Below are 21,667 nucleotides of genomic sequence, written 5' to 3'. Positions count from 1 at the left end.
ATTCACCCGGCGACGCCCTCGCGGTGTGTCGTTGGCCTCCGTAGCTCAGTGGATAGAGCATCCGGTTTCTACCCGGCTGGTCAGGGGTTCGAATCCTCTCGGGGGCGCCCAGCGCATCGGGATCCGGGGACTCCGCCCATCGAGAAGAGCGTTTCGCACATTCCTACTCGGGCGATACGGGCGAAAAGCTCCTCTCGACGCGGCAGCCGGACGGACGCGGCAGCCGGACGGACGCGGCAGCCGAGCGAACGCGGCAGCCGATAGCCGATCAGCCCGCCGCCTCCCGCAGCCGGGCGAGCAGCGGCTCCGCCGCCTCCTCGAGGAACTGGTCGAGTTTTTCGTCGCCGATCTGGATCAGCGCGATGTCCGTGTACCCGGCCTCCCAGTAGGGCCGGACCTTCTCCACGATCGCGTCGAGGTCGGGCCCGCAGGCGAGCTGCTCCCCCACGTCCTCGGGCCGCACGAACTGGGTCGCGGCGGCGAACCCGGCGGTGGTGGGCAGGTCGGAGTTCATGGCCCAGCCGCCGGCGAACCAGCGGAACTGGTCGTGGGCGCGCTCGACGGCGGCCTTCTCCGACTCGGGGTCCCAGCTGATGGGGATCTGCGCGATCGCGCGGGCACCGTCACCGATCCGAGTCTGCCCCTCCAGGGCGTTCCACTTCTCGATGTAGCTGCTCTCGGGCTCGGTCGCGATGAGGTGGTCACCGAGCGGGCCGAGGTGCGCTAGCGCCTTCTCACCACCGGCGGCCACGCCGATCGGCACCCGCTTCTCCGGCAGGTCCCACAGGCGGGCGGAGTCCACGCGGAAGTGCTCCCCGGAGTAGGTGACGAGACCGCCGTCGAACAGTTCGCGGATGATCTCCAGCGCCTCGACCGTCATCTCGTGCCGCTCGTCGACGGACGGCCAGCGCTGACCCACGACGTGCTCGTTGAGGTTCTCGCCGGCGCCGATGCCCAGCATGAACCGGCCGTCGGACATGATCTGTACGGTCGCGGCCTTCTGCGCGACCACGGCCGGGTGGTATCGCAGGATCGGGCAGGTGACGTAGGTGCACAGGTCGACCCGTTCGGTGACGTGGGCGACGGCGCCGAGCACGCTCCACACGTACGGCGCGTGTCCCTGCGAGCTCAGCCATGGGAAGTAGTGGTCGGAGGCCACCTCGAAGTCGAATCCCGCCTGCTCGGCCTTGGCGGCGTAGCGCACGAGTTCCTTGGGGCCGGACTGTTCGGTCATGAGTGTGTATCCGAAGCGCGTCATGCCTGCCGATCGTGCGCGCGTGCGGCCGCGGGCGCCACCGGTCGCCGCGGCCGAGCGGCGGTGCAGGGTGCCCCCGGCGTGCCCGAGGACACACCGTGTGCGGTTGCCGCAGCGCGGTGAGACGGGCACCTTCGGGGGCATGAGTTCCGAGCGCGCACTTCTTCTCGACGTCGACGGCACGCTGATCGACTCGACCTATGTCCACGTCGCGACCTGGTACCGGGCGCTGGCAGAGGTCGGGGCGCCGGCGCCTTATGTAGAGGTCCATAAGCGGATCGGCAAGGACGGATCCACGCTGGTGTCCGAACTCCTGGAACTCGCCGGTGTCGACGACGACGAGCGCGATGACATGGCGAGCCGGGCCAAGGACCTGCACACCGAGTACTACGCCGAGGCGCCCCTGAGACTGCTTCCCGGTGGCCGTGAACTCGTCCGCGGAGCCAAGGAGCGCGGCTGGATCACCGTGCTCGCGACCTCGGCGGCGCCGTCGGAGTTCGCCCAGGCTCGCGAGCTGCTCGACGTGGACGATCACCTGGATGCGGTGACTTCCGGCGAGGACGTCGACCAGGCCAAGCCGGACCCGACCATCGTCGCGATCGCTCTCGAGCGCTCCGGCGTCGACGCCGAGAACGCGATCATGGTGGGTGACGCGACCTGGGACGCGATCGCCGCCGCCAAGCTGGGCATCCGCTCGGTGGCGGTCCGCACGGGAGGGATCGGTGACGCCGAGCTCACCGAGGCGGGCTTTTCCAGGGTCGTCGATGACGCCGCGGCCGTGCTCGAGCTGCTCGAGGCCGACGAGCTCTGACCGGAGCGCCCGGCGAGGCCCTCCCGGGACGCCGAGGTAGCGGGCGGTCGCAGACGCGGGACGCCGGGCCCTTATTCAGCGGGTTCGGGTATCAGTCGCGAGCGTCCGCCCAGCTGCTGGCCGCCTCGGCGCGGGTCGGCGTGCGCACCGGCAGCAGCAGGAGCAGGCCCACCAGCAGCACCAGGCCGATGCCCGCGATTCCCGCGCGGTCGGTCGCGAACGCCCACGTGAACAGTCCGAACAAGGCGGGGGCGAGGAACGAGACCGCGCGCCCGGTGGTGGCGTAGAGGCCGAACATCTGACCGTCGCTGCCCGCCGGCGCCAGCCTGGCCAGGAACGACCGGGACGCCGACTGCGCCGGCCCCACGAACAGACACATGAGCAGCCCGAAGACCCAGAACTTCGCGGGACCGTCGACGAAGAGCAAGACGGTCATGGTCGCGATCATCGCCACCAGCGAGCCGATGATCACCACCTTGGGGCCGACCTTGTCATCGACCAGGCCTGCGGCCGCCGCTCCCAGCGCCGCCACCACGTTGGCGGCCACGCCGAAGATGAGGACGTCCCCGGGCGCGAGTCCGTAGACCGTCACGGCCAGGATTGCCCCGAAGGTGAACACTCCGGCCAGGCCGTCCCGGAAGATCGCGCTCGCGATGAGGAACTTCACGGTGCGCGGATCACGCTGCCACAGGCGCTTCAGATCAGCCCAGAGGATGCGGTACGACGCGAGGAAGCCGGGATCGTCGTCGTCGACCTCACCGACGGCCCCGCGGGCGGCGGCCGGGCGGTGCTCCGGCACCGCCCGCAGCACCGGCAGTGCGAAGATCGCGAACCACACGGCGGCCAGCAAGCACACCAACCGGACGTTCATGCCGCCGTCGGTGGTGATGCCGAGCAGCCCGCGGTCGGGGCCGTCGCCGGCGATGAAGCCGAGGAACGCCCCGAGCAGCAGGAAGATCCCGCCGAAGTAGCCCATCGCCCACCCGAAGCCGGACACCCGGCCGACCGTGGCGGGGGTCGAGACCTGGCGCAGCATCGCGAAGTAGGACACTTCAGCGAACTCGAAGGTGATCGATCCGATCGCCAGCAGGGCCAGCCCGATGAAGAACCACGGATAGGGAGCGTCCGCGTCGACGAGGAACATCAGCGCGGTGAGCAACACCGTCGCGTACGTCCAGATCGCGAGCGACCGTCGGCGACGTCCGCCACGGTCGGCGCGTTGCCCCATCACCGGCGCCGTGAGCGCGATGACGAGCCCGGCGACCGCGACGGAGATCGACAGCCACGTCGCGGCCGACAGCGGTCCGTCGAGGTCCGCGCCCACCGAATCGGTGAGATAGACGGAGAAGACGAAGGTCACGATCACCGCGTTGAACGCCGCCGACCCCCAGTCCCACATCCCCCAGGCCAGGACCCGGCCGCGCGGGGTGCGCGTTGCCGCCGCCGAGGGCGTCACCGGGACCGGGGACGCTGGTGAGGACGGTTCGGGGTGGTTCGACTGGTTCACACCCGTCACGCTATCCGGCCGGCGGCGGGAGTCCCTGTGGCGACCCCGGCCGGTACGCTCAGGCTCGGTCCGCCAGCCCGCAGCCCCGAGGAGCCCCATGTCCCTGCCCGCACCCACCACGTCGAACCGAGCAGTCGTCACCGGCGCCTCCTCCGGGATCGGCATGGCGCTGGCCACCGAGCTGGCCCGGCGTGGACATTCGCTGATCGTGGTGGCCCGCAGCAAGGGCCTCCTGCACAACCTCAAGACGCGGCTCGAAGGCGAGTACGGCGTGAGCGTCGACGTCCGCCCCTGCGACCTCGGCAGCCCCGCCGAGCGCCAGCCACTGCTCGACGAGCTGGCCACGCGGGAAATCTCGGTCCTCTGCAACAACGCCGGCATCGCCACCTTCGGACCCGTGGCGTCGCTGGACCCCGCATACGAGAAACAGCAGATGCAGGTCAACGCGGTGGCCTGCCACGACCTCGTGCTGGCGGTCCTGCCCGGCATGGTCGCGCGGCGTTCGGGAGCGATCCTCAACGTGGGCTCGGCCGCCGGGAACATGCCCGTGCCCAACAACGCCACCTACTCCGCCACCAAGGCGTTCCTCAACACGTTCTCCGAGTCGCTGCGCGGCGAACTCATCGGCTCCGGCGTCAACGTCACCCTACTGGCCCCCGGGCCCGTGCGCACGGAGGAGATCGCCGAGGAGGACAAGACCTTCGTCGACCGCCTGGTCCCCGACCGCCTGTGGGTGGACACGGAGTATACCGCCCGCGTCTCGCTCGACGCCCTGGCCCGCAACAAGATGCGTGTCGTGCCCGGCCCACTGAGCCAGGTGATGTCCGTCGCCGGCAACTACATCCCGCGCGGGATCGTGGCGCCCGTCGTGGGCAGGTTCTACGCCAAGCTCGGCGAGGGCCAGCAGGGCGGCGCCTGATCGACCGGCGACAGTCGGGTGTGCCTGCGGCGATATAGTCGAACGATGCCCGAGTCGACCCCCGCCGAGACCGCCGCCCCGACGTCGTCACCGACGCCCCACCAGGAATCCAAGAACGATCGCATCGTCTGGATCGACTGCGAGATGACCGGCCTCGACACCTCCTCCGACAAGCTGGTGGAGATCGCCGCCCTGGTCACCGACTCCGATCTCAACGTGCTGGGAGAGGGCGTCGACATCGTCATCCACGCCTCCGACGCCGCCCTTGACGCCATGGTCCCCGTCGTGCGGGACATGCACGCCTCCTCCGGCCTGACCGAGGAGATCCGCAGGTCGACGGTGACTGTGGCCGAAGCCGAAAAGGCCGTTCTGGACTACGTACGGGCGTGGGTGCCGGTGGCCGGGTCCGCTCCCCTGGCGGGCAACTCGATCGGCACCGACCGCGGCTTCCTCGCCCGCGACATGCCCGAGCTCAACTCCTATCTGCACTACCGGATGATCGACGTCAGCTCCATCAAGGAACTGTGCCGTCGGTGGTACCCCCGCATCTACTTCGGACAGCCCGAGAAGGGCATGTCCCACCGCGCCCTGGCGGACATCAAGGAGTCGATCCGCGAGCTGCAGTACTACCGGGCCACCGCGTTCGTCCAGCAGCCCGGGCCGACCAGCGACGAGGTCAAGAAGGCCGCCGCCGAGCTGCCCGCGGTCGAGTAGTCGCCACCTGGCGATTTCCCGGCGAGGCCACTGAGAGGGTAAAGTCGTCAGCGCTGTCCGCGAGGGCAGCGGTGGTGGCTGTAGTTCAGCTGGTAGAGCACCAGATTGTGATTCTGGTTGTCGCGGGTTCGAGTCCCGTCAGCCACCCCGACCGCGATGGCGGGTGACACGCACCTCGGTGCAGGTCACCCGCCATTCGCATCTGCGGGGCATCCGCGGCTGGCCTCCGCCGTTCTGCGCGCCGACTACCAGCGGTTACGGGCCTGCTCCGCCCAGCCCACCAGCCCGTCGAGCGAGACCTCCGTGCCGTCGTCCAGGACTCCGGTTCCGCGCCACGTGCCGAACGCCTGATGGGTCTTCACCGCCAGCACCCCGAGTTCGGTGATGTCGCGGCGCATATGGAACGGCGTGAGCGTGGCATCCAACCGCTCACCCCGCACCCGCCACGGCCCGGCCGGGTCCGACAGGTCATAAGTCCACTGCAGGTCGTCGCCGATCTTGTGCATCCGGCCGTCGACGAGGATCCCGTTCTCGGTAGATCCGGTGCCGTCGGTCCACTTGCCGCCCACCTGGACAGCCCGCGTCGAGCCGTCCACCACGCCGCTACCCGCGCCCCAGTTCCAGGTGGTCGCGTACCGCCAACGGCCCCGCCCGCGGTCGAGGACCGCCCATCCGGCGCCGAGGTCATGCGTCGTGCCGTCGACGGTCACCGACCCGGTGACGGGATTGGCCAGATCCTTGAGGGTGTACTGGAACCGCCGCTCACTCCACGGGACCAGCACCGCGAGGCTGTCGTGCACCGGGCGGCCGACCCGCGCTCTGACCTGCAGATCCCCTGCCTGCACACGGATAAAGGTGGCGTCCTCGTCGTCGTCGACCTCGATGGACACCCGACCCCCACCCACGCCGGCCGTTGCGCGCAGGGAGCCGTCCCCCGGCTCGTCGCCGAAGCGCGGCCTGTGGAGCGGCCTGATACCGCTGCGGCTCACCTCCCGCCCCGTGTGCCGATCCAGCACGTAGACCGCGCAGTTGGCCAGATAGTCAAGCCCGGCGACCGTCAGACCGACCACGAACCGGTCGGTGACGATCCCCCAGTACTCCCAGCGCTTGGTCCGCCCCCAGCCGGCGATGTGAGTGCGATGCAGGGGGCGCCGGGACCAGCCCACGGCGTCCGGGTTGAGCCTGCGGCCGTGGGCCAGGTCGACGGGTCGGGTGATCTCGCGTTCGGCGGTCATGGGGTCACTGTCGCACGCGCGCCGCAGACCGCTGACGAGGGTCGGGCGAGGGACGCGGACGTCGGCGCGTGCGAGGAGGCGTGCGAGGGCGCGGTGGAGCGTCCGGACGCGGACCGCGGATGCGCGCCCCGGCGGCGTTTCCTATGGTTCGGATGACCGACCGACGCAAGGAGAGACTATTGCCCACACTCGATCTGTTGCTCGCGGCCGTGGGCGCTCTCGGGGTGGTGATCGTCGCCCTCTCCGCGCGGATGACCCGGTGGCCGGTGTCCGAGCCGCTGATCGCACTCGCCGGCGGTGTCGTCCTGGGACCCGCTGTCCTCGGTGTATTGGACGTTCCCGACATCCTCGCCGAGCCGTCGACCCTCCACAGCGGAGCGGAGATCCTCCTCGCCGTCTCCGTGATGGGCGTGGCCCTGCGCTACCCGTTCTCCGCCATCCGCGAGCACTGGCGGCGCCTGGCGCTCCTGCTGGTGGTGGTCCTTCCCGCGATGGCGCTGGTGTCGACGGGCCTGGCCATGTGGGCACTGGGCATCCCGTTCGCCCTCGCTCTGCTGTTCGGCACCGCCATCTGCCCCACCGACCCCGTCCTCGCGTCGGCGGCGGTGACCGGCGACGCCGCCGAGGAGGATCTGCCCGAGCACGACCGCCAACTGCTGTCACTGGAATCCGGGGCGAACGACGGCCTCGCGCTGCCGCTCGTCCTGGTCGCGCTCGCCGTGGCCACTCCACTCACCGCCGGGCAGGCCGCGACGGAAGCCCTCTGGCAGATCGGAGCCGCCCTCGTGGTGGGCGCCGTCGGAGGAGTCGCCGCCGCCAAGGCTCTCCACGTCTCGGAACGGCACCACGACACCGAGAAAGGGGCCATGCTCATGTACACCCTGCTGCTGGCGATCCTCGTCCTCGGCGTGTCGGGGCTGATCGAGGCCAACGGGGTGTTCGCGTCCTTCGTCGCCGGACTGGCGTTCAATCTCGCAAGCTCCGGTGGCGAACGCAAGACGGAGGTGGAGATCGACGAGGCCGTCAACCAGTTCGCCGTCCTGCCGTTCTTCCTCGCACTGGGCGCGATGATCCCGTGGGAGCAGTGGGGACAGCTCAGCTGGGGCGCCGTGTGGCTCACGGCCGGCGTCCTGCTGCTGCGTCGCCCACCACTGCTGTTCGCTGTGATGAAGCCGCTCGGGCTGAAGGTGCGTGGCGCCGCCTACCTCGGCTGGTTCGGCCCCGTCGGCGTCGCCGCGGTGTTCTACCTGACCGAGGAAGCCTCGCGGGCCGGTGCGGATCCGGTCCTCCTCGGCGCGGGCACCCTGGTCGTGGTGGCGAGCACCGTGGCGCACGGCATCACCGCCGCACCCGGCCGCGCGCTGTTCCGGGCCGCCGCCGAGCGCGAGCAGAAGACGACCTCGTCGTCGTTCCCGTCGTCGTCCTAGGCACCTCCGCGGCGCGGCGGCTCGCCGTCGGGTCCATCGCCCTCGACGCCGTCCTCGCCGCTCCCAGCGGCGCGGTCGTCGGCGTCGCGGTCATCGGCGGTGTGGTCGCAGCCTTCGGGGCTCGCGGCCCCGCGGCTGGCGGACTCCACCGCCCAGATCGCGATACCGATGGCCGGCCCCAGGGCCACGCCGAGACCGATGTTGCCGAGCGCGGCGCCGAACGCCACGCCCAGACTCAACCCGATGGCGATCCACACGCCCAGCCGGGATGAGTCCACGGGTCAGGCGCCCCGGTCGGCGTTGCCGGCCTTCCAGGTCTCCCACGGCACGTTCCAGTCGCCGAGACCGTCCCAGCCGGGCAACGTGTCGCCGACGGTTCCGGTGACCTCGAAGATGTCACCGCGCTTGGCGTTGTCGTAGAACCACTTGGCGTCCGCCGTGGTGACGTTGAGGCAGCCGTGGCTCGTGTTCTGGCTGCCCTGAGCCCACACCGACCACGGCGCGGCGTGGACGAAGATCCCGCTGTACGACATCCGCGTGGCGTACTGCACCGGCGTGCGGTAGCCCTCCGCCGAGTCCACTGCCACGCCGTAGGTCGAGGAATCCATGATCATCGAGGCGTGCTTCTCTCCGATGACGTAAGTGCCGTTGGGCGTCGGGGTGGCGTCCTTACCCATCGAGGTGGGCATCGTCTTGATGACCTCGCCGTTGCGCTCGACGGTGATCATCTTGGTCGAGTCGTCCACGCGGGAGATCACGGCGTCGCCGATCTCGAAGTTGCTGTGGGCATCCTGCTGTCCGTACATCCCGCCGCCGAGGTCCTCGCCGTAGATGTCCACGTGGACATCGATCTTGGTACCGGGTGCCCAGTACTCGGCGGGCCGCCAGCGGACCTCCTGGTCGGAGACCCAGTAGAAGGCGCCCTCCACCGCGGGCTCGGTGGTGATGTGAATGTTCTCCTGCGCCGCGCGACGGTCCGCGATGGGCTCGTCGAACATCACCGCGACGGGCTGGCCGATCCCCACCACGGAGCCCTCACCCGTGGTCAGGTAGGCGGCCGTCATGATGTTGGGCGTCAGCGTGGTGAACGTGGCGTTCTTGCGCGTCACGAGCCCGGCCTCGTCAGTGGCCGTGGACTCGACCGTATACTGCCGGCCGTAACCGAGCTCCTCGGTCGCGCGCCACTCGGTGAACTCCGGGTTGAACTCGCCCCGCACCTGCACGCCCTCCGGGTTGCGCACCACGACGGAGTCGAGCTTGCCGTCCTCGGCGGTGAGCACGATCGGCTCGGCGGTGAGCACGATCGGCTCGGCGGGGTTCGCGTCGGTGGCGCCGTCCGCGACCGACAGGTCGATCACCGCGGCGGGGTCCGCCGGCGCCTCGGCCACCGGGGTGTCCTCCGCCGTGCCATCGCCGATGGTGCAGCCGGTGAGGACCAGTGCGCCGGTGAACAAGGCGGCCAGACCGAGACGGGCCTTCGACCGGGCCCCGGTCGCTCTCCGCGCCGTCCGATCCGTTGTGCGCAGGTTCACTGATGGCCCCTTCCAACTCTCTCTTCCGCCCGGTCGCGGCCACGACCGGGGGATGTCTACACCAGTATGCCTGCCGGGCTGCCTGCACTCCATATCGAAACACCGGAGGGTGTCACATCACGGACCCCGCGAGTTGGACGCCAACCCGAACGCTGACCAGGCGATTTCGTGATCCGGGCGCGCGGCTGTTACTGTTTCTCTCGCACCAAGCAAGGCCGCGAGGCCAGCAGGACAAGCGCCATTAGCTCAATTGGCAGAGCAGCTGACTCTTAATCAGCGGGTTCGGGGTTCGAGTCCCTGATGGCGCACAGAGCGAAAGCCCCGGGTTTCACGACCCGGGGCTTTTTCGTGTGCGCGGGCCGCCGGGCCAAGCGGGTGCCCGCTCAACAACCAAAAGAGCGTTCCGCACACATCGCCCGAGTGGGAGTGTGCGAAACGCTCTTTTCGATGAGCCCGAGTCCGGGTCCGAGGCCGGACCCGACCGGACCAGCTCGGGGCCCGTGACGGGCGGCGGCGGGCTCAGAGGGCCCGGCGGGCCGCCAGGTACGCCTCGATGCGCTGCCGTTCCTTGCGCTTGTTGGCCATGGACACCGTGATCCCGCCGACGACCAGGGCGGCGATCCCGCCGAGCACCGCCAGAACGCGCGGATCCCGGAGGGCCGCGGTGGCGCGCTCCTTGCCCTCGGTCGCGAGGTTCTTGGGATTGACCCGGTCGATGATCTCGTCCAAGGTCGTCGCGAGATCGTCACGCGCCTTGGCGATATCGCCCTCGATGCTGTCGTAACTCCTGGACACGAGACCTCCGTCGATCGCTCGTCCGCGGGCGCCCCGCGGGTCTTGACCACGCCCACGCTACTGCACACCGACTCGATCCGCGCCCGAGCGCCGGTGCATCGGATAGGTTGGGAGGGTCCGACGCCCCGACTCGACCCCAGGAGCACCGGTGACCACACCACGGCTCGAGGTGGGCCAGCCGGCCCCCGCGTTCACCCTCCCCGACGCCGACGGCACGCCCACGTCGCTGCAGGATCTCCTCGCGGAGCACGGGAAGGTGCTCGTCTACGTCTACCCCGCGGCCATGACGCCGGGGTGCACGACCGAGACCGTGGACTTCGAGAACGCCCTCCAGCAGCTGCGGGACGCGGGCATGGGCGTCGTCGGCGTCTCCCCCGACGCGCCCGAGAAGCTGGCCCGGTTCCGGGACAAGCACGACATCACGTTCCCGCTCCTGTCCGATCCCGACAAGACGATGCTCACCGAGTGGGGCGCTTTCGGCGAGAAGAAGAACTACGGCAGGACCGTCATGGGCGTGATCCGTTCGACCTTCGTCGTGGAGTCCGACGGCACCATCTCGATGGCTCGGTACAACGTCCGCGCGAAGGGGCACGTGGCGATGATCGCCAAGCTGCTCGGCGTCGAGCTCCCCGAGCCGCAGCCGGCGGAGGGCTGACCCACCCATGCCGACCGAATCGTCCGAGCGCGCCCACGAGCCGTCACGGGATACCACCGACGAGGCCGTCCAGGACGAACCGAACATCCTCGTCCCGCGCCGCCGGCCGATCCAGGAACGCAGCCGCCGGAAGTTCCAGGCGCTCCTGTCGTCGGCCCGGGAAGTGTTGGTCGAGGTGGGCTTCGACTCGTTCACCTGCGAGGAGGTGGCGTCGCGCGCGGGCGTGCCCATCGGGACGCTGTACCAGTTCTTCGCCAACAAGTACGTCCTGGTGTGCGAGCTCGACCGCCAGGACGCGCACGGCGTGATCGAGGAGGTCGAGCGCTTCGCGCAGAAGATCCCCGCGCTGGACTGGCCGGAGCTGCTCAACGACTTCCTCGACCACCTGGCCGACCTGTGGCTCCGGGATCCGTCGCGGCGCGCGGTCTGGTTGGCCACCCAGGCCACCCCCGCCACGCGGGCCACGGCCGCGGTGAACGAGCGGGAGATCGCCCGGATGATCGCCAGCGTCCTCGCGCCGCTCATGCCCGCCACCGAGCGGGAGCGTCGCGCGTTCATGGCCGAGGTGTTGGTGCACGTGGCCTACTCGATGCTGAACTTCTCGGTCAGCGCCGGCCCGGTGCCCGGCGGCGAGGCGGGCGACACCGGCGGCTCGGCCGGCGGCGAGGACATGCACGACGCGACCGTCACCGAGCTCAAGCGGATGCTCACCGCCTACCTGTGGCTGGCGGAGAAGGAGGCCCAGGCCGACTGAGGCGGCCTCGCCGCTCCCCCGTCGCCACGCCCCGCCGCCAGGCCGCCCCGCCGCGGCGCGCCTACCCGCCCAGCGGCCCCTCGAGCACGACGAACGCGATCGCGGAGCCGCCGTCGTGGCTGAGGGAGACGTTCCAGCGCACGTCCTCGCCGAGGGTCGCGGCCACCTGGCGAGCCACCTCGCCCCCGAGCCGCACCGTCGGCCGGCCCCAGGCGTCGCACACCGTCTCGATCTCTGCCCAGCGCAGTAGGTCCGGCGCGATGGGCGGGGGCGCGCCGTACAGCGCCGCGGACCACGCCTTGACGACGGCCTCCTTCGCGGCCCAGCGGGCGGCGAGGTGGCGGGCCAGCGGGTCCTCGTCGCGGCGAGGTGTCACCGCCCCGGGCGGGGACGACGCCGCGGGCGACGCTGACGTAGGTGACGACGGCGACGACGACGAGAACCCGTCCGCCCGGTCGGCCCCGCGGGCCTCGGCGCGTTCGCGACACTGCCTCCGCTCGGTGGGCGAGAACGCCCGCGTGAGCCGCGTCCCCGGTTCGGCCAGAGACGCGGCGAAGGCGCCGAGGTCGACGATGTCGACCCCGACGCCTCTCACCCCGGTCGTCACCGCCCGGAGCGCTCCGCGGTCTCTGCGACCTCCGCGGCGACACCGGCTGACAGCACGCCGTCGGCGTCGACCCGGGCGGCCGGGTCGAGCAGGACCGCGGCCTCGCGCTCCTTGAGCTCGTCGCCCGAGCCCTCACCGAGGCGACGGGCCTCGGGGCGGGTGTAGAGCGCCTCGCCACCGTAGATCGCGTCGGTCAGGCGGCGGGCGCCCTCGCGCTCGCGGCGCAGGCCGACCTCGCGAATGCGCTCGGCCTCGTCCTCGCCGTACGCCGCGGCCACGGCCCGGTGGTAGGCCTCCGGGTGCACCACGGCGATGAGGCCGGAGACGTGCCCGAAGCCCAGCGAGGTGAGCAGGCCGGCCTTGAGGGGCAGGTCGCCGCCCAGCTGCAGGGTCTCGCGCAGCCACACCAGGTGCCGGTGGTCGTCCAACACGTCGTCGACGCAGTCCAGGGAGCGGTTGGGCGGGATGGTGCCCGACCGCAGCATCTGGGTGAGCCCGATGAGCTGGAACGCCGCGGCACCGCCCTTGGCGTGGCCGGTGAGCGTCTTCTGCGACACCACGAACAGCGGGTTGCCCTCGGACCGGCCGATCGCCTCGGCGAGACGCTCGTGCAGGTCCGACTCGTTGGGGTCGTTGGCCTTGGTCGAGGTGTCGTGCTTGCTCACCACGGCCACGTCGTCGGCGGTCAGCCCCAGCTGGGCGAGGCCGCGGGCGAGCGGCGAGCGCTTCCCGCCGCGACCGGCACCCAGCGCACCCAGCCCGGGGGCCGGGATGGACGTGTGCGCGCCGTCGGCGTACGAGCCGGCCCAGCCGACCACGCCCAGGACGGGCAGGCCCATGCGGGCCGCGACGTCACCACGGGCGAGCAGGATCGTGCCGCCGCCGGCCGACTCGACGAACCCGCCGCGACGACGGTCGTTGGCCCGGCTGTAGTACCGCTCGTCGATCCCCTTGGCCGCCATGGCCGCGGAGTCGGCGGTGGCGGACATGTCGGCGAAGCCCTGGATACCCTCGATGGACAGGTCGTCGAACCCGCCGGAGACCACGAACTCGGCCTTGCCGGCGCGGATCTTGTCGAAGCCCTCCTCGACGCTCACCGCGGTGGTGGCGCAGGCCGCCACCGGGTGGACCATCGAGCCGTAGCCGCCGACGTAGGACTGCATGACGTGCGCGGCCACGACGTTGGGCAGCGCCTCCTGCAGCGTGTCGTTGGCGCGGCTGCGGCCGAGGATGCCGTCGATGTACAGCGAGCGCATGCTCGTCATGCCGCCCATGCCGGTGCCCTGCGTGTTGGCGACATCGGCCGGGTGGACGTGGGCCAGCATCTCGGCCGGGGTGAAGCCCGACGAGATGAAGGCGTCCACGGTGGCCACGAGGTTCCACGCGGCCACCCGGTCGATGCCGGAGACCATGTCCGCGGGGATACCCCACGCCGTGGGGTCGAAGCCGGTCGGGATCTGGCCGCCGACCACGCGGGTGAGCGTGGTGCGGCGCGGCACGCGGATCTCCGTGCCGGCCTTGCGGGTGACCGTCCACTCCCCGTCCTCGCTCTGCGTGACGACGGTGTTCTCCGGGTCGTCCGAGAGGTAGGCACGGGCCTGGGCCTCGTCGTCCACGACGAAGGACAGGTCCTCCGGCAGGAACACCGAGGTGAGCTGCGGTGCGGAGTTGTCGAACATCTCGGCGCGGGCGTCGTCGGCGTACGTGCGCACGCCCACCCGGGCCAGGACCTCGTCGCGGAACCGCTCGGCGATGTCCGCCTCGTCGATCGCCTCGCCGGTGGCCGTGACGGTCCACCCCGCGCGCGGCGAGTCCTCCCACGTGATCAGGCCCGTCGACCAGGCCAGCTCGACCACGCCGGCGGCGGTGAGGTCGCCGGTGGTCTCCACCTCGAAGCGGGTGCGGGCGCTGCCGTAGGGGCCGACCTCGCCGGCGCCCACGATGACGACCATGTCCTCGAGCTCCTGGGTGACCTCGCCCCACTCGGGCCGCTCGTCGGCGGCGACCGTCGGCAGCGACGGCAGCGCGGCGATCGTGCCGGCCGCGTCCTCGGTCGAGGTCGTCGCGGAGGCGGTGGGCCGGTCCGCGGCGAGCGCGGCCATGTCGAGGTCCGCCGTTCCGAGCCCGCCGGTGAGGTCGACGGTGACCGGGGCGTCCCCGGCCGCGGAGCGGAAGTCCGGCGTGCACCAGCGCAGCAGCTCCCCGGCGATCCCCTCGGTGGACCACGTGGACACGCCCGCGGCCTCGACGGCCTCGACGAGCGGGTCGTTGTGGCCCATGAGTCCGGTGCCCCGGACCCAGCCGATGATCGCGTGGACGAAGGTGACCCGCTGCGACCAGGCCTTCTCCGAACCCCACTTGGCGATCATGGCGTCGAGGGCGGCCTTGGCCTCGCCGTAGGCGCCGTCGCCACCGAAGATCCCGCGGTTGGGCGAGCCCGGCAGGACGACGTGCAGGCGGGAGTCGACGTCGGTGTCCGCGCCGATCGCGCCGAGCCCGGCGACGAGCTTCTCCACGCTCCACAGCAGGACGCGCATCTCCGTCTCGGCCCGCGGGCCGGCGTCGGCCATCGAGCCCTGGACGCGCGGTGCGGCGAACGGGAACAGCAGCGTCGGCGTGAGCGCCGGCTTGAGCACGGTGGTCTGGCCACCGGCCGACTCCGCGTGCTCCGAGCCGACCCACTCGACCAGCGCGTCGACGTCCGAGTAGGAGGTCATGTTGGCGGGCAGGACCCACAGCGCCGCGCCACCGCGGGCGTGGGAGCGGTAGAGGTCCTTGAAGAACGCCAGCTTGCCCTGGTCGAGGCTCGAGGTGGTGGCCACCACGGTGGCGCCACCGGCCAGGAGGCGGCCGGTGACCGCCGCGGCGATGGAACCCCTGCCGGCGCCGGTGACGACGGCGACGTCGCCCGCGTACTCGCCGACGAACTCCTCCGCCGCGGCCTCCGAGATCTCCCGGAAGGCCGTGGCCAGGGCGTCGCGCCGGGCATCGGTCGCCCGGGCCGCCCACCAGCGGGCCTGCTCGGCGACGATCTCGCCCGCGCCGCGGAAGGCCTCCGCGGCGTCGGCCGGCAGGTCCGAGGCGGTCCACAGGCGGGCCAGGTCCTCGCGGGCCGAGGCCCAGCGGTCGTCCAGCAGGACGGCGCGGCCGGCGTCGAAAGCCGGGGCCACCACGCGGCGCCAGTCGGCGCCCAGCTCGGCGGCCACGAGGTCCGCGAGCTCGGAGTCCGGATCGGCGTCGGCCAACAGGTCGACGGCCTCCGGCTCGAGGTGCCCGAGCCGGGTGAGTAGGCCGCGCGCGGCCTCGGCCAGGACGCCATCGCGCCCGGTGAGCTCGTCGGCGAACTCGGTCAGCGCGGCGGAGTCGACGACCCCGCCGCCGCCGGCGCCCGAGGAGGGCATGGCGACGGACACGCCGTGCGCGGCGCCGACCGCCTGCACGGCCGCGTCGATGAGCGCGTCCAGGCCGGCGACGTCCTTGACGCCGGAGGCGTCGAGGGTCGCGAGGTCACCACCGCGGATCGAGGCGCCGTCACGGGTGCCCAGCGCGATCTCGGCGGTCACGTGGTGGGCCCAGCCCGCGCCGAGCTCCCACGCGCCGGTCACGCGCTCGGTGATGTACGCCGGGCGCTTGCCGGTGCGGCCGAGGACCGCGCGCAGGGCCTCCCCGACCGCGTCCGACAGGACGGGGCCGAAGGGGGCGTAACCGCGCGCCAGGCGGGAGACCTGGTCGGCCAGGGTCGGGAAGTCCGCCTCGGCGGCACCGTCGATCGCGCCCAGGCTCAGTTCGGTGCCCAGGTCCAGCAGCAGCTGGTTACGGCGCGAGGACACGCCGTCGCACAGCGTCTCGATGGAGTCGCCGGCGGCGATCTGCTCGGGACGGACCTTGGTGCGCAGCGCCACCAGCATTCGGGTGGCGGCGGGTGCGCCGAACTCCAGGTCGTCCGGGCGGGGAGCGCCGGGGGCGGCGGCAGCCGGGGCTGCCGGTTCGGATCGGTCCGCACCGGCCGTGCCGGGGGTGTTGACGGCCGGTGCGGGGTCTGTGGGGGCCGCCTGACCGGCGGCCGGGGTGGAGGCGGAACCGGTGTCGGTGTCCGTCTCGTCGTCGTCGCCCTCCACGCTGGGCGGCAGGGTGCCGTACAGCGTCGCCGAGTCGCGCTCGACGTTGATCACCTGGGCGCGCGGCCCGCGGTGGGTGGGCAGGTCGAGGGTCTTGGAGGCGAGGTTCGCGACGGTCGGGGCGTTCGCCACACCGACCTCGACGAACTGCTCGACGCCGAGGCCGCCACGCTCGATCGGCGTGAACAGCAGCTCCTGCGTCTCGATCCAGCGGACCGGGCTCGCGAACTGCCAGGCCAGCAGCTCCACGAGCAGCAGGCGGCCCAGTCGCGTGGGCGTGGCGGCCCAGGCGTCCCAGTTCGCGAGGACGTCGTCCAGGGCCTCCGCCGGCACGAGGTCGGCGATCTCCTGCACGAAGTCGCGCTCGAGGCTGAACAGGCGCGGCACGAGGTTCGGGATGTAGCGGCCGACGAGCACCGAGATGTCCACGTCCTCGGGGATCAGCGCGTCGAGGGTGGCCCGGAAGTCCGGGACGCCGCCGCGCAGCACCGTGGAGTGGAACGGCACGTCGATGCCGGGCACCAGGATGAAGGCGTTCTTGCCGCCCGAGCGCTCGAGCTCCCGGTTCACCGCCTTCTCCAGCGCGGCGCAGCCGGCGACCGTGCCGGCCAGCGCGTACTGCGAGCCCGCCAGGTTGTAGTTGACGATCTCGATGAACTCGCCGGACTCGCGGGCCACGTCGGCGACCCACTCCGCGATGTCCTCGTCCGAGATGCCCATCTGCGACGGGCGGATGGCGGCCATGCGGTAGTCCGAGCGACCCTGCGCGTCACGCGGGACCAGCTGGTGCATGGTCGAGCCACGCTGGAACACGATCTCCAGCAGCGGCTCGAGCTCCAGCACGCCGGAGATGGCGGCCAGGGCGTCGTACTCACCGATCGAGTGGCCGGCGAAGTAGGCGCCGTCGACGAGCAGGCCGTCGGCCTCGAGCTCGGCCCGCTGGGCGACCGCCAGGCACGCCATGGCGACCTGGGTGAACTGGGTCAGGTAGAGCACGCCGTCGGGATGCCGGTGGACCTCGCCGCGGACGGTGACCTCGGTCGGGTTGTCGCGGACGAGCGCCAGGATCGAGAAGCCCAGGGCCTCACGGGTGTGCGTGTCGGCACGGTCCCAGATCTCGCGGGCGGCGGGGCAGCGGGTGCGCCCCTCCATGCCCATCCCCTTGGCCTGGATGCCCTGGCCGGGGAACGCGTAGACGGTGCGCGGGGCCTCGGTGAGCGCGGTGGCGGCCATGACGGTGGCGCCGTCGACCGTGCACGTGACCTCGAGGACCTGCCCGCCGGCGTGGCGGCCGGTCTGCACGGCGCGGACGGTGATGTGGTCGCCCGGGCGGACCGGGGCGAGCATGCGGGCGGTCCAGCCGGCGATCCGCAGGGCGGGGGTCCTGCCGTCCGAGGCCCGCACGGCGTGCTGCGCGGCGGCCGAGAGCCACATGCCGTGGACGATCACGCCGCCGAGGCCGGCCAGCTCGGCCGCGGTGTCGGAGACGTGGATCGGGTTGTGGTCGCCGGAGACCAGCGCGAACGCGGTCATGTCGTGCGGGGCCGTGAGCGTGGCGGACACGCGCTGCTGGCGCGTGGTCTCCGCGGGCTCCGCGACGCCGCCGGACGGGGTGACCAGCGCGCCACCGGCCGGGCGGGGGTCGCCGACCTCGGCCCCACCGGTGCGCCCGCGGATGGCGAAACGCTCGGACAGGGTGCACAGGGGGGTGCGGGAGCCGTCGCGCGCCTCCGCGGCCACCTCGACCGACACCTCGACGACGCGGCCGAGGTCGGTGTCGCGGACACCGCCGGACCGGGCGACGACGACGAGGTCGGCCGTCTCCTGCGGCAGCGCCGCGTGCATGCGGATGCCGTGGTCCAGGTGGACCAGGTCGAGCAGCCCCTCGACGACCGTGCCGGTGCCGCGCGGGCGACGCGTCTGACCGAGTACGGCGAAGACGGTCGGCCAGGCGGCGCCCACGAGGGCGTCCGGGACTCCGGCGGACGGCATGAGCGAGGTGGGCAGGCTGCCGGCGGTGACGCCCGTGTGGTCCGTGGCCAGGGTCGGCTCGAAGGTGAACCGGGCGGTGGCGACGCCGTCGGTGACCTCGGGCAGCGCGTCGATCCGGGTGCCGCCCGCTCCCCCGCGACCGACACCGGCGGCGGTGGCCAGCAGGGTGCGCATGGCGGACTCGGCGGCGTCATCGGTGACGACGGGCGCGGCACCGGTGGCCACGGCGTCGCCCACGGTGATGGCGATGGTCATCTCGGCCGGGCCGATCGGCAGCGTCAGATCGACCGTCTGCCCGTCCGTGTCCGGGGTGAGGACGGCGCCGGAGACCGGGTGGCGACCGATGCCGTCGGCGTCGATCTCCCACGCGTGCAGGACGCCCAGGCGGTGGACCGGGTTCATGACGAGCCGACCGGCCCAGGTGACGTCGGGGCTGTTGAGCACGTCGGCGACGGGGCCGGTTGCGGTGGTGACGACGCCGCGACGGCGGCTCGACACGGCCTCGGTGGCGGGCATGTAGCCGCGGACCCGGTCGGCGGTGGCGGCCTCGAAGCGGTCGAGGAGCTCGCCGACCGGCTCATCGACGCGGGTGATGCCGGCCACGGCGGTGGTCCCGGGGATCACGCACACGGCGTCGGCGTCGTAGCGCGGGTCGTGGGCCTGCCACAGCGAGTCCGAGCGCCACCAGCGGCGCACGTCGGCGTCGACGACGGGCACGAACGGCACGGGCTTGCCGGGCATGCGGCAGATGTCGAGGAACTCGGCGGCGTCGGCCGGGTGCAGCACGGCGCTCGCGAGCTCGGCGTGGCGGGCGGCGAGGGCGTCGATCACCTCGGCGGGGCGTTCCATCGATTCCACGCGCGGGAACGCGGAGTGGATGCGCCCGCTGTCGGCGGCGTCGAGGCGGGCCTCGGTGCGCTGGACCATGCGGTGGAAGCGCTCGCGGATGGTCGGGTCGAGCCACACGGAGCGGGTGCCGTCGGCGACGGCGTAGGCGAAGTCGCCGCCCACGTCGAACGCGTCGTCATCCCGGGCGACCGACCCGTCGGCGCCGGGAGCGAGCGAGAGTTCGACGAACCGTCGCAGCCACTGCTCGTAGGTCATGGAGTCGAGGTCGCCGAAGTAGGGCTTGGCGGTGCCGTTGATCGCCGCGACGATCTCGTCGCGACGGGCGGCCACGGCCTCGGCGTCGCCGGCCACTTCGTCGAGGAGGCGTCCGGTACGCGCGGCAGTGTTGTCGATCTCGTGGATGTCCGCGCCGAGCTGGCTGCGGCCGGACGCCATGCCTCCCTCGGCCTGGCCCGCGCCCACCCAGGCGTCGACGCCCGTGGTGTCCACCAGCAACTGCTTGACCTGCGGGCTGGTGGTGGCCTCGAGGGTCGCCATGGCGGCGGTACCCACGAGGATGCCGTCGACCGGCATGGCCGGGTAGCCGTGGGCGTTGGCCCACGAGCCGGTGAGGTAGTCGGCGGCCCGCTCGGGGGTGCCGATGCCGCCGCCGACACACAGGACGACGTTGGGGCGCTCACGCAGCTCGCCGTAGGTCGACAGCAGGAGGGCGTCGAGGTCCTCCCACGAGTGGTGGCCGCCGGCGCGGCCGCCCTCGACCTGCACGATGACCGGCATGTGCGGGACCTCGGCGGCGATCCGCACGACCTGGCGGATCTGCGCGACGGTGCCGGGCTTGAAGCTGACGTGCCGCAGGCCCGCCTCGGTCAACTCCTCGATGAGGGCCACCGACTCGTCGAGCTCGGGAATGCCGGCGGTGACGATCACGCCGTCGAAGGGGATGCCCGCGGCGCGGGCGCGCTGGACGAGGCGCTTGCCGCCGACCTGCATCTTCCACAGGTACGGGTCGAGGAACAGGGAGTTGAACTGGGCGCTGCGGCCTGGCTCGAGCAGCTCGGCCAGGCGGCGGGTGTTCTCGGCGAAGATCGCCTCGGAGACCTGCCCGCCGCCGGCGAGCTCGGCCCAGTGGCCGGCGTTCGCGGCGGCCGCGACGATTTGTGGGTCCACGGTCGTCGGGGTCATGCCGGCCAGCAGGATCGGCGAACGCCCGGTGAGGCGGGTGAACGACGTCTCCACGTGGACGCTGCCGTCGGGCAGCGTGATGAGCTGGGGCTGGAACGCCGTCCACGGCCGCTCGATGGGCGGAGTGGCGCCCGGGGTGAACAGGTTGCGCAGGCCTCCGCGGGTGGCCGCGGCGACCACGCCGACGCCCTGACCGCGGACCACGGACCGGTTGAGGCGGGTCAGCGCCTCGCCGGGGCCCATGTCGAGGATCCACTGCGCGCCGGAGTGCAGAGCCTCGGCCATCTCCTCGACCCAGTCGACCGGCTCGATGAAGACCTGGCGCGCCAGGTGGACGGCGCGCTCCACGTCCAGCTCGCAGGCGCGGGCCCAGCGGGAGACGATCTCGACCGCCGGCGCCATCGCCGGGTGGTGGAAGCCGACCTCCACGTCGAGCGGGTCGAAGACGGGGGCGAAGACCTCGCCGCCGGTGAGCTTGGCCTCGCGGCGACGACGCGACTCGGCCTCGAGGTCGGCGCAGTGCCGACGCAGGTCCTCGAGGTCGTCCGGCCGACCGACCACGACGTGGCGGCGCTGCGCGTTGCGGATGGAGACCGCCGGGCGGATCGACGCGTCGACGTCCGAGAACAGCTCGTCGACCAGCGATCGCAGGGCCTCGCCGTCGATCCCGGACACCCCGACCATGGGGCTGGCCTGGCCACGGCGGAACAGACCCACGCGCCGCCCGACCAGGGTGGCGGCGGCACCGATGAGCTCCGCGACGGCCAGCAGCCGGTCGTCGATGGACCCGAAGGTCTCCACCGACTCCACGGCCAACACGCCCTGGGAGTGGCCGACCACGGCCGCCGGGGCGGTGTCGTTGACGTCGAAGCCCTCGGCCGCGAGGGCGCGCAGTGCACCCATCTGGGTGAGCAGGACCGCGGGGAGGGAGACCGCGGCGGCCGACAGGGAGGCGTCGTCGGGCAGATCCGCCGCGTCCTCGTCCTCGCCGGTGGTGGTGTTGGCCCACTCGATGGGCCGGAAACCGTGGGTCCGCACGACCGCGATCTCGTCGTGGACGGGCTCGGTGAGGGCGACGGAGGCGTCGACGAGGTCCTGGAGCTCGGGACCGATCCCCGTGCCGTCGATGAGATCGCTGAGCGCGTCGCGCCAGGCGATCCCCTGGCCGCCGAAGGCGAGCGCATAGGCCGTACCCTCACGGAGTTCGTCCGCGAGGGCGCGGGCGGCGCGGCGGGCCGCGAACCCGGTCTCGAGCGGGCGGGGGGTGAGGTCGCGGTCGTCGATCGTCACGTGGGGAACTCCTTGGCACTGCGTC

Annotated in this window: 14 protein-coding genes and 3 tRNA genes; 9 read left to right on the top strand and 8 right to left on the bottom strand. The window is 72.1% G+C overall.

Annotated elements, in window-relative coordinates:
- Positions 1-34 precede the first annotated feature (34 nt).
- Positions 35-107 (top strand) — tRNA-Arg (locus A6035_RS05555).
- A gap of 161 nt (positions 108-268) precedes the next feature.
- On the opposite strand, the gene A6035_RS05550 is transcribed toward A6035_RS05555, so the two are convergent.
- Positions 269-1,258 (bottom strand): TIGR03557 family F420-dependent LLM class oxidoreductase, encoded by a 990-nt coding sequence (locus tag A6035_RS05550; protein WP_108849103.1) that lies wholly within the window; start codon positions 1,256-1,258, stop codon positions 269-271.
- Positions 1,259-1,397: 139 nt separating this feature from the next.
- Between A6035_RS05550 and A6035_RS05545 the strand changes: the two genes are divergently transcribed.
- On the top strand, positions 1,398-2,066 hold the full coding sequence (locus A6035_RS05545) for an HAD family hydrolase (protein ID WP_167400710.1): 669 nt from the start codon (positions 1,398-1,400) through the stop codon (positions 2,064-2,066).
- Positions 2,067-2,157: 91 nt separating this feature from the next.
- On the opposite strand, the gene A6035_RS05540 is transcribed toward A6035_RS05545, so the two are convergent.
- Positions 2,158-3,573 (bottom strand): MFS transporter, encoded by a 1,416-nt coding sequence (locus A6035_RS05540; protein WP_327511606.1) that lies wholly within the window; start codon positions 3,571-3,573, stop codon positions 2,158-2,160.
- 97 nt (positions 3,574-3,670) lie between these two features.
- On the opposite strand from A6035_RS05540, the gene cmrA reads away from it, so the two are divergent.
- The 3 genes from cmrA (at position 3,671) to A6035_RS05525 (ending at position 5,353) form a co-directional block, all read left to right on the top strand.
- Positions 3,671-4,492: a mycolate reductase gene (cmrA, locus tag A6035_RS05535; RefSeq protein WP_108846949.1), complete on the top strand. Its 822-nt coding sequence runs from the start codon at positions 3,671-3,673 to the stop codon at positions 4,490-4,492.
- 45 nt (positions 4,493-4,537) lie between these two features.
- Positions 4,538-5,206: an oligoribonuclease gene (orn, locus tag A6035_RS05530; RefSeq protein WP_108846948.1), complete on the top strand. Its 669-nt coding sequence runs from the start codon at positions 4,538-4,540 to the stop codon at positions 5,204-5,206.
- A gap of 74 nt (positions 5,207-5,280) precedes the next feature.
- Positions 5,281-5,353, top strand: a tRNA-His gene (locus A6035_RS05525).
- A 98-nt stretch (positions 5,354-5,451) separates the two neighbouring features.
- Here the strand turns inward: A6035_RS05525 and A6035_RS05520 are convergent.
- Complete coding sequence (locus tag A6035_RS05520) at positions 5,452-6,441, bottom strand: DUF2804 domain-containing protein (protein WP_108846947.1); 990 nt, start codon at positions 6,439-6,441, stop codon at positions 5,452-5,454.
- Positions 6,442-6,584: 143 nt separating this feature from the next.
- Here A6035_RS05520 and A6035_RS05515 point away from each other — a divergent pair, with 143 nt between their 5' ends.
- Positions 6,585-7,868, top strand: coding sequence for a cation:proton antiporter domain-containing protein (locus A6035_RS05515; protein WP_108846946.1), 1,284 nt, complete (start codon positions 6,585-6,587; stop codon positions 7,866-7,868).
- Here A6035_RS05515 and A6035_RS05510 read toward each other — a convergent pair.
- Both A6035_RS05510 and A6035_RS05505 read right to left on the bottom strand, forming a co-directional pair.
- Positions 7,865-8,146 carry a hypothetical protein gene (locus A6035_RS05510; RefSeq protein ID WP_108846945.1) on the bottom strand — a complete coding sequence of 94 codons (282 nt, stop codon included), beginning with the start codon at positions 8,144-8,146 and terminating at the stop codon, positions 7,865-7,867. The two genes, A6035_RS05515 and A6035_RS05510, sit on opposite strands and share 4 nt — an antisense overlap.
- Positions 8,147-8,149: 3 nt before the next feature.
- Positions 8,150-9,400 carry a L,D-transpeptidase gene (locus tag A6035_RS05505; protein ID WP_108846944.1) on the bottom strand — a complete coding sequence of 417 codons (1,251 nt, stop codon included), beginning with the start codon at positions 9,398-9,400 and terminating at the stop codon, positions 8,150-8,152.
- Between the two features lie 235 nt (positions 9,401-9,635).
- Here A6035_RS05505 and A6035_RS05500 point away from each other — a divergent pair.
- Positions 9,636-9,708 (top strand) — tRNA-Lys (locus tag A6035_RS05500).
- Positions 9,709-9,919: 211 nt separating this feature from the next.
- Here the strand turns inward: A6035_RS05500 and A6035_RS05495 are convergent.
- A complete protein-coding gene (locus tag A6035_RS05495) occupies positions 9,920-10,195 on the bottom strand; it encodes a DUF3618 domain-containing protein (protein WP_108846943.1) in 276 nt (91 codons plus the stop codon).
- 148 nt (positions 10,196-10,343) lie between these two features.
- Between A6035_RS05495 and A6035_RS05490 the strand changes: the two genes are divergently transcribed.
- A complete protein-coding gene (locus A6035_RS05490) occupies positions 10,344-10,850 on the top strand; it encodes a peroxiredoxin (protein ID WP_108846942.1) in 507 nt (168 codons plus the stop codon).
- A gap of 7 nt (positions 10,851-10,857) precedes the next feature.
- Positions 10,858-11,604: a TetR/AcrR family transcriptional regulator gene (locus tag A6035_RS05485; protein WP_108846941.1), complete on the top strand. Its 747-nt coding sequence runs from the start codon at positions 10,858-10,860 to the stop codon at positions 11,602-11,604.
- A gap of 61 nt (positions 11,605-11,665) precedes the next feature.
- Here the strand turns inward: A6035_RS05485 and A6035_RS05480 are convergent, their stop codons facing one another.
- On the bottom strand, positions 11,666-12,211 hold the full coding sequence (locus tag A6035_RS05480) for a holo-ACP synthase (protein WP_108846940.1): 546 nt from the start codon (positions 12,209-12,211) through the stop codon (positions 11,666-11,668).
- Positions 12,208-21,642, bottom strand: coding sequence for a type I polyketide synthase (locus tag A6035_RS05475; RefSeq protein WP_244192547.1), 9,435 nt, complete (start codon positions 21,640-21,642; stop codon positions 12,208-12,210). Before A6035_RS05475 ends, A6035_RS05480 begins: the two co-directional genes overlap by 4 nt.
- Positions 21,643-21,667: the final 25 nt, after the last annotated feature.

This window comes from Dietzia lutea, assembly GCF_003096075.1.
Taxonomy (GTDB): domain Bacteria; phylum Actinomycetota; class Actinomycetes; order Mycobacteriales; family Mycobacteriaceae; genus Dietzia; species Dietzia lutea.
Note: the sequence above shows the minus strand (reverse complement) of the source record. Positions and strands in the feature narration are given on the sequence as shown.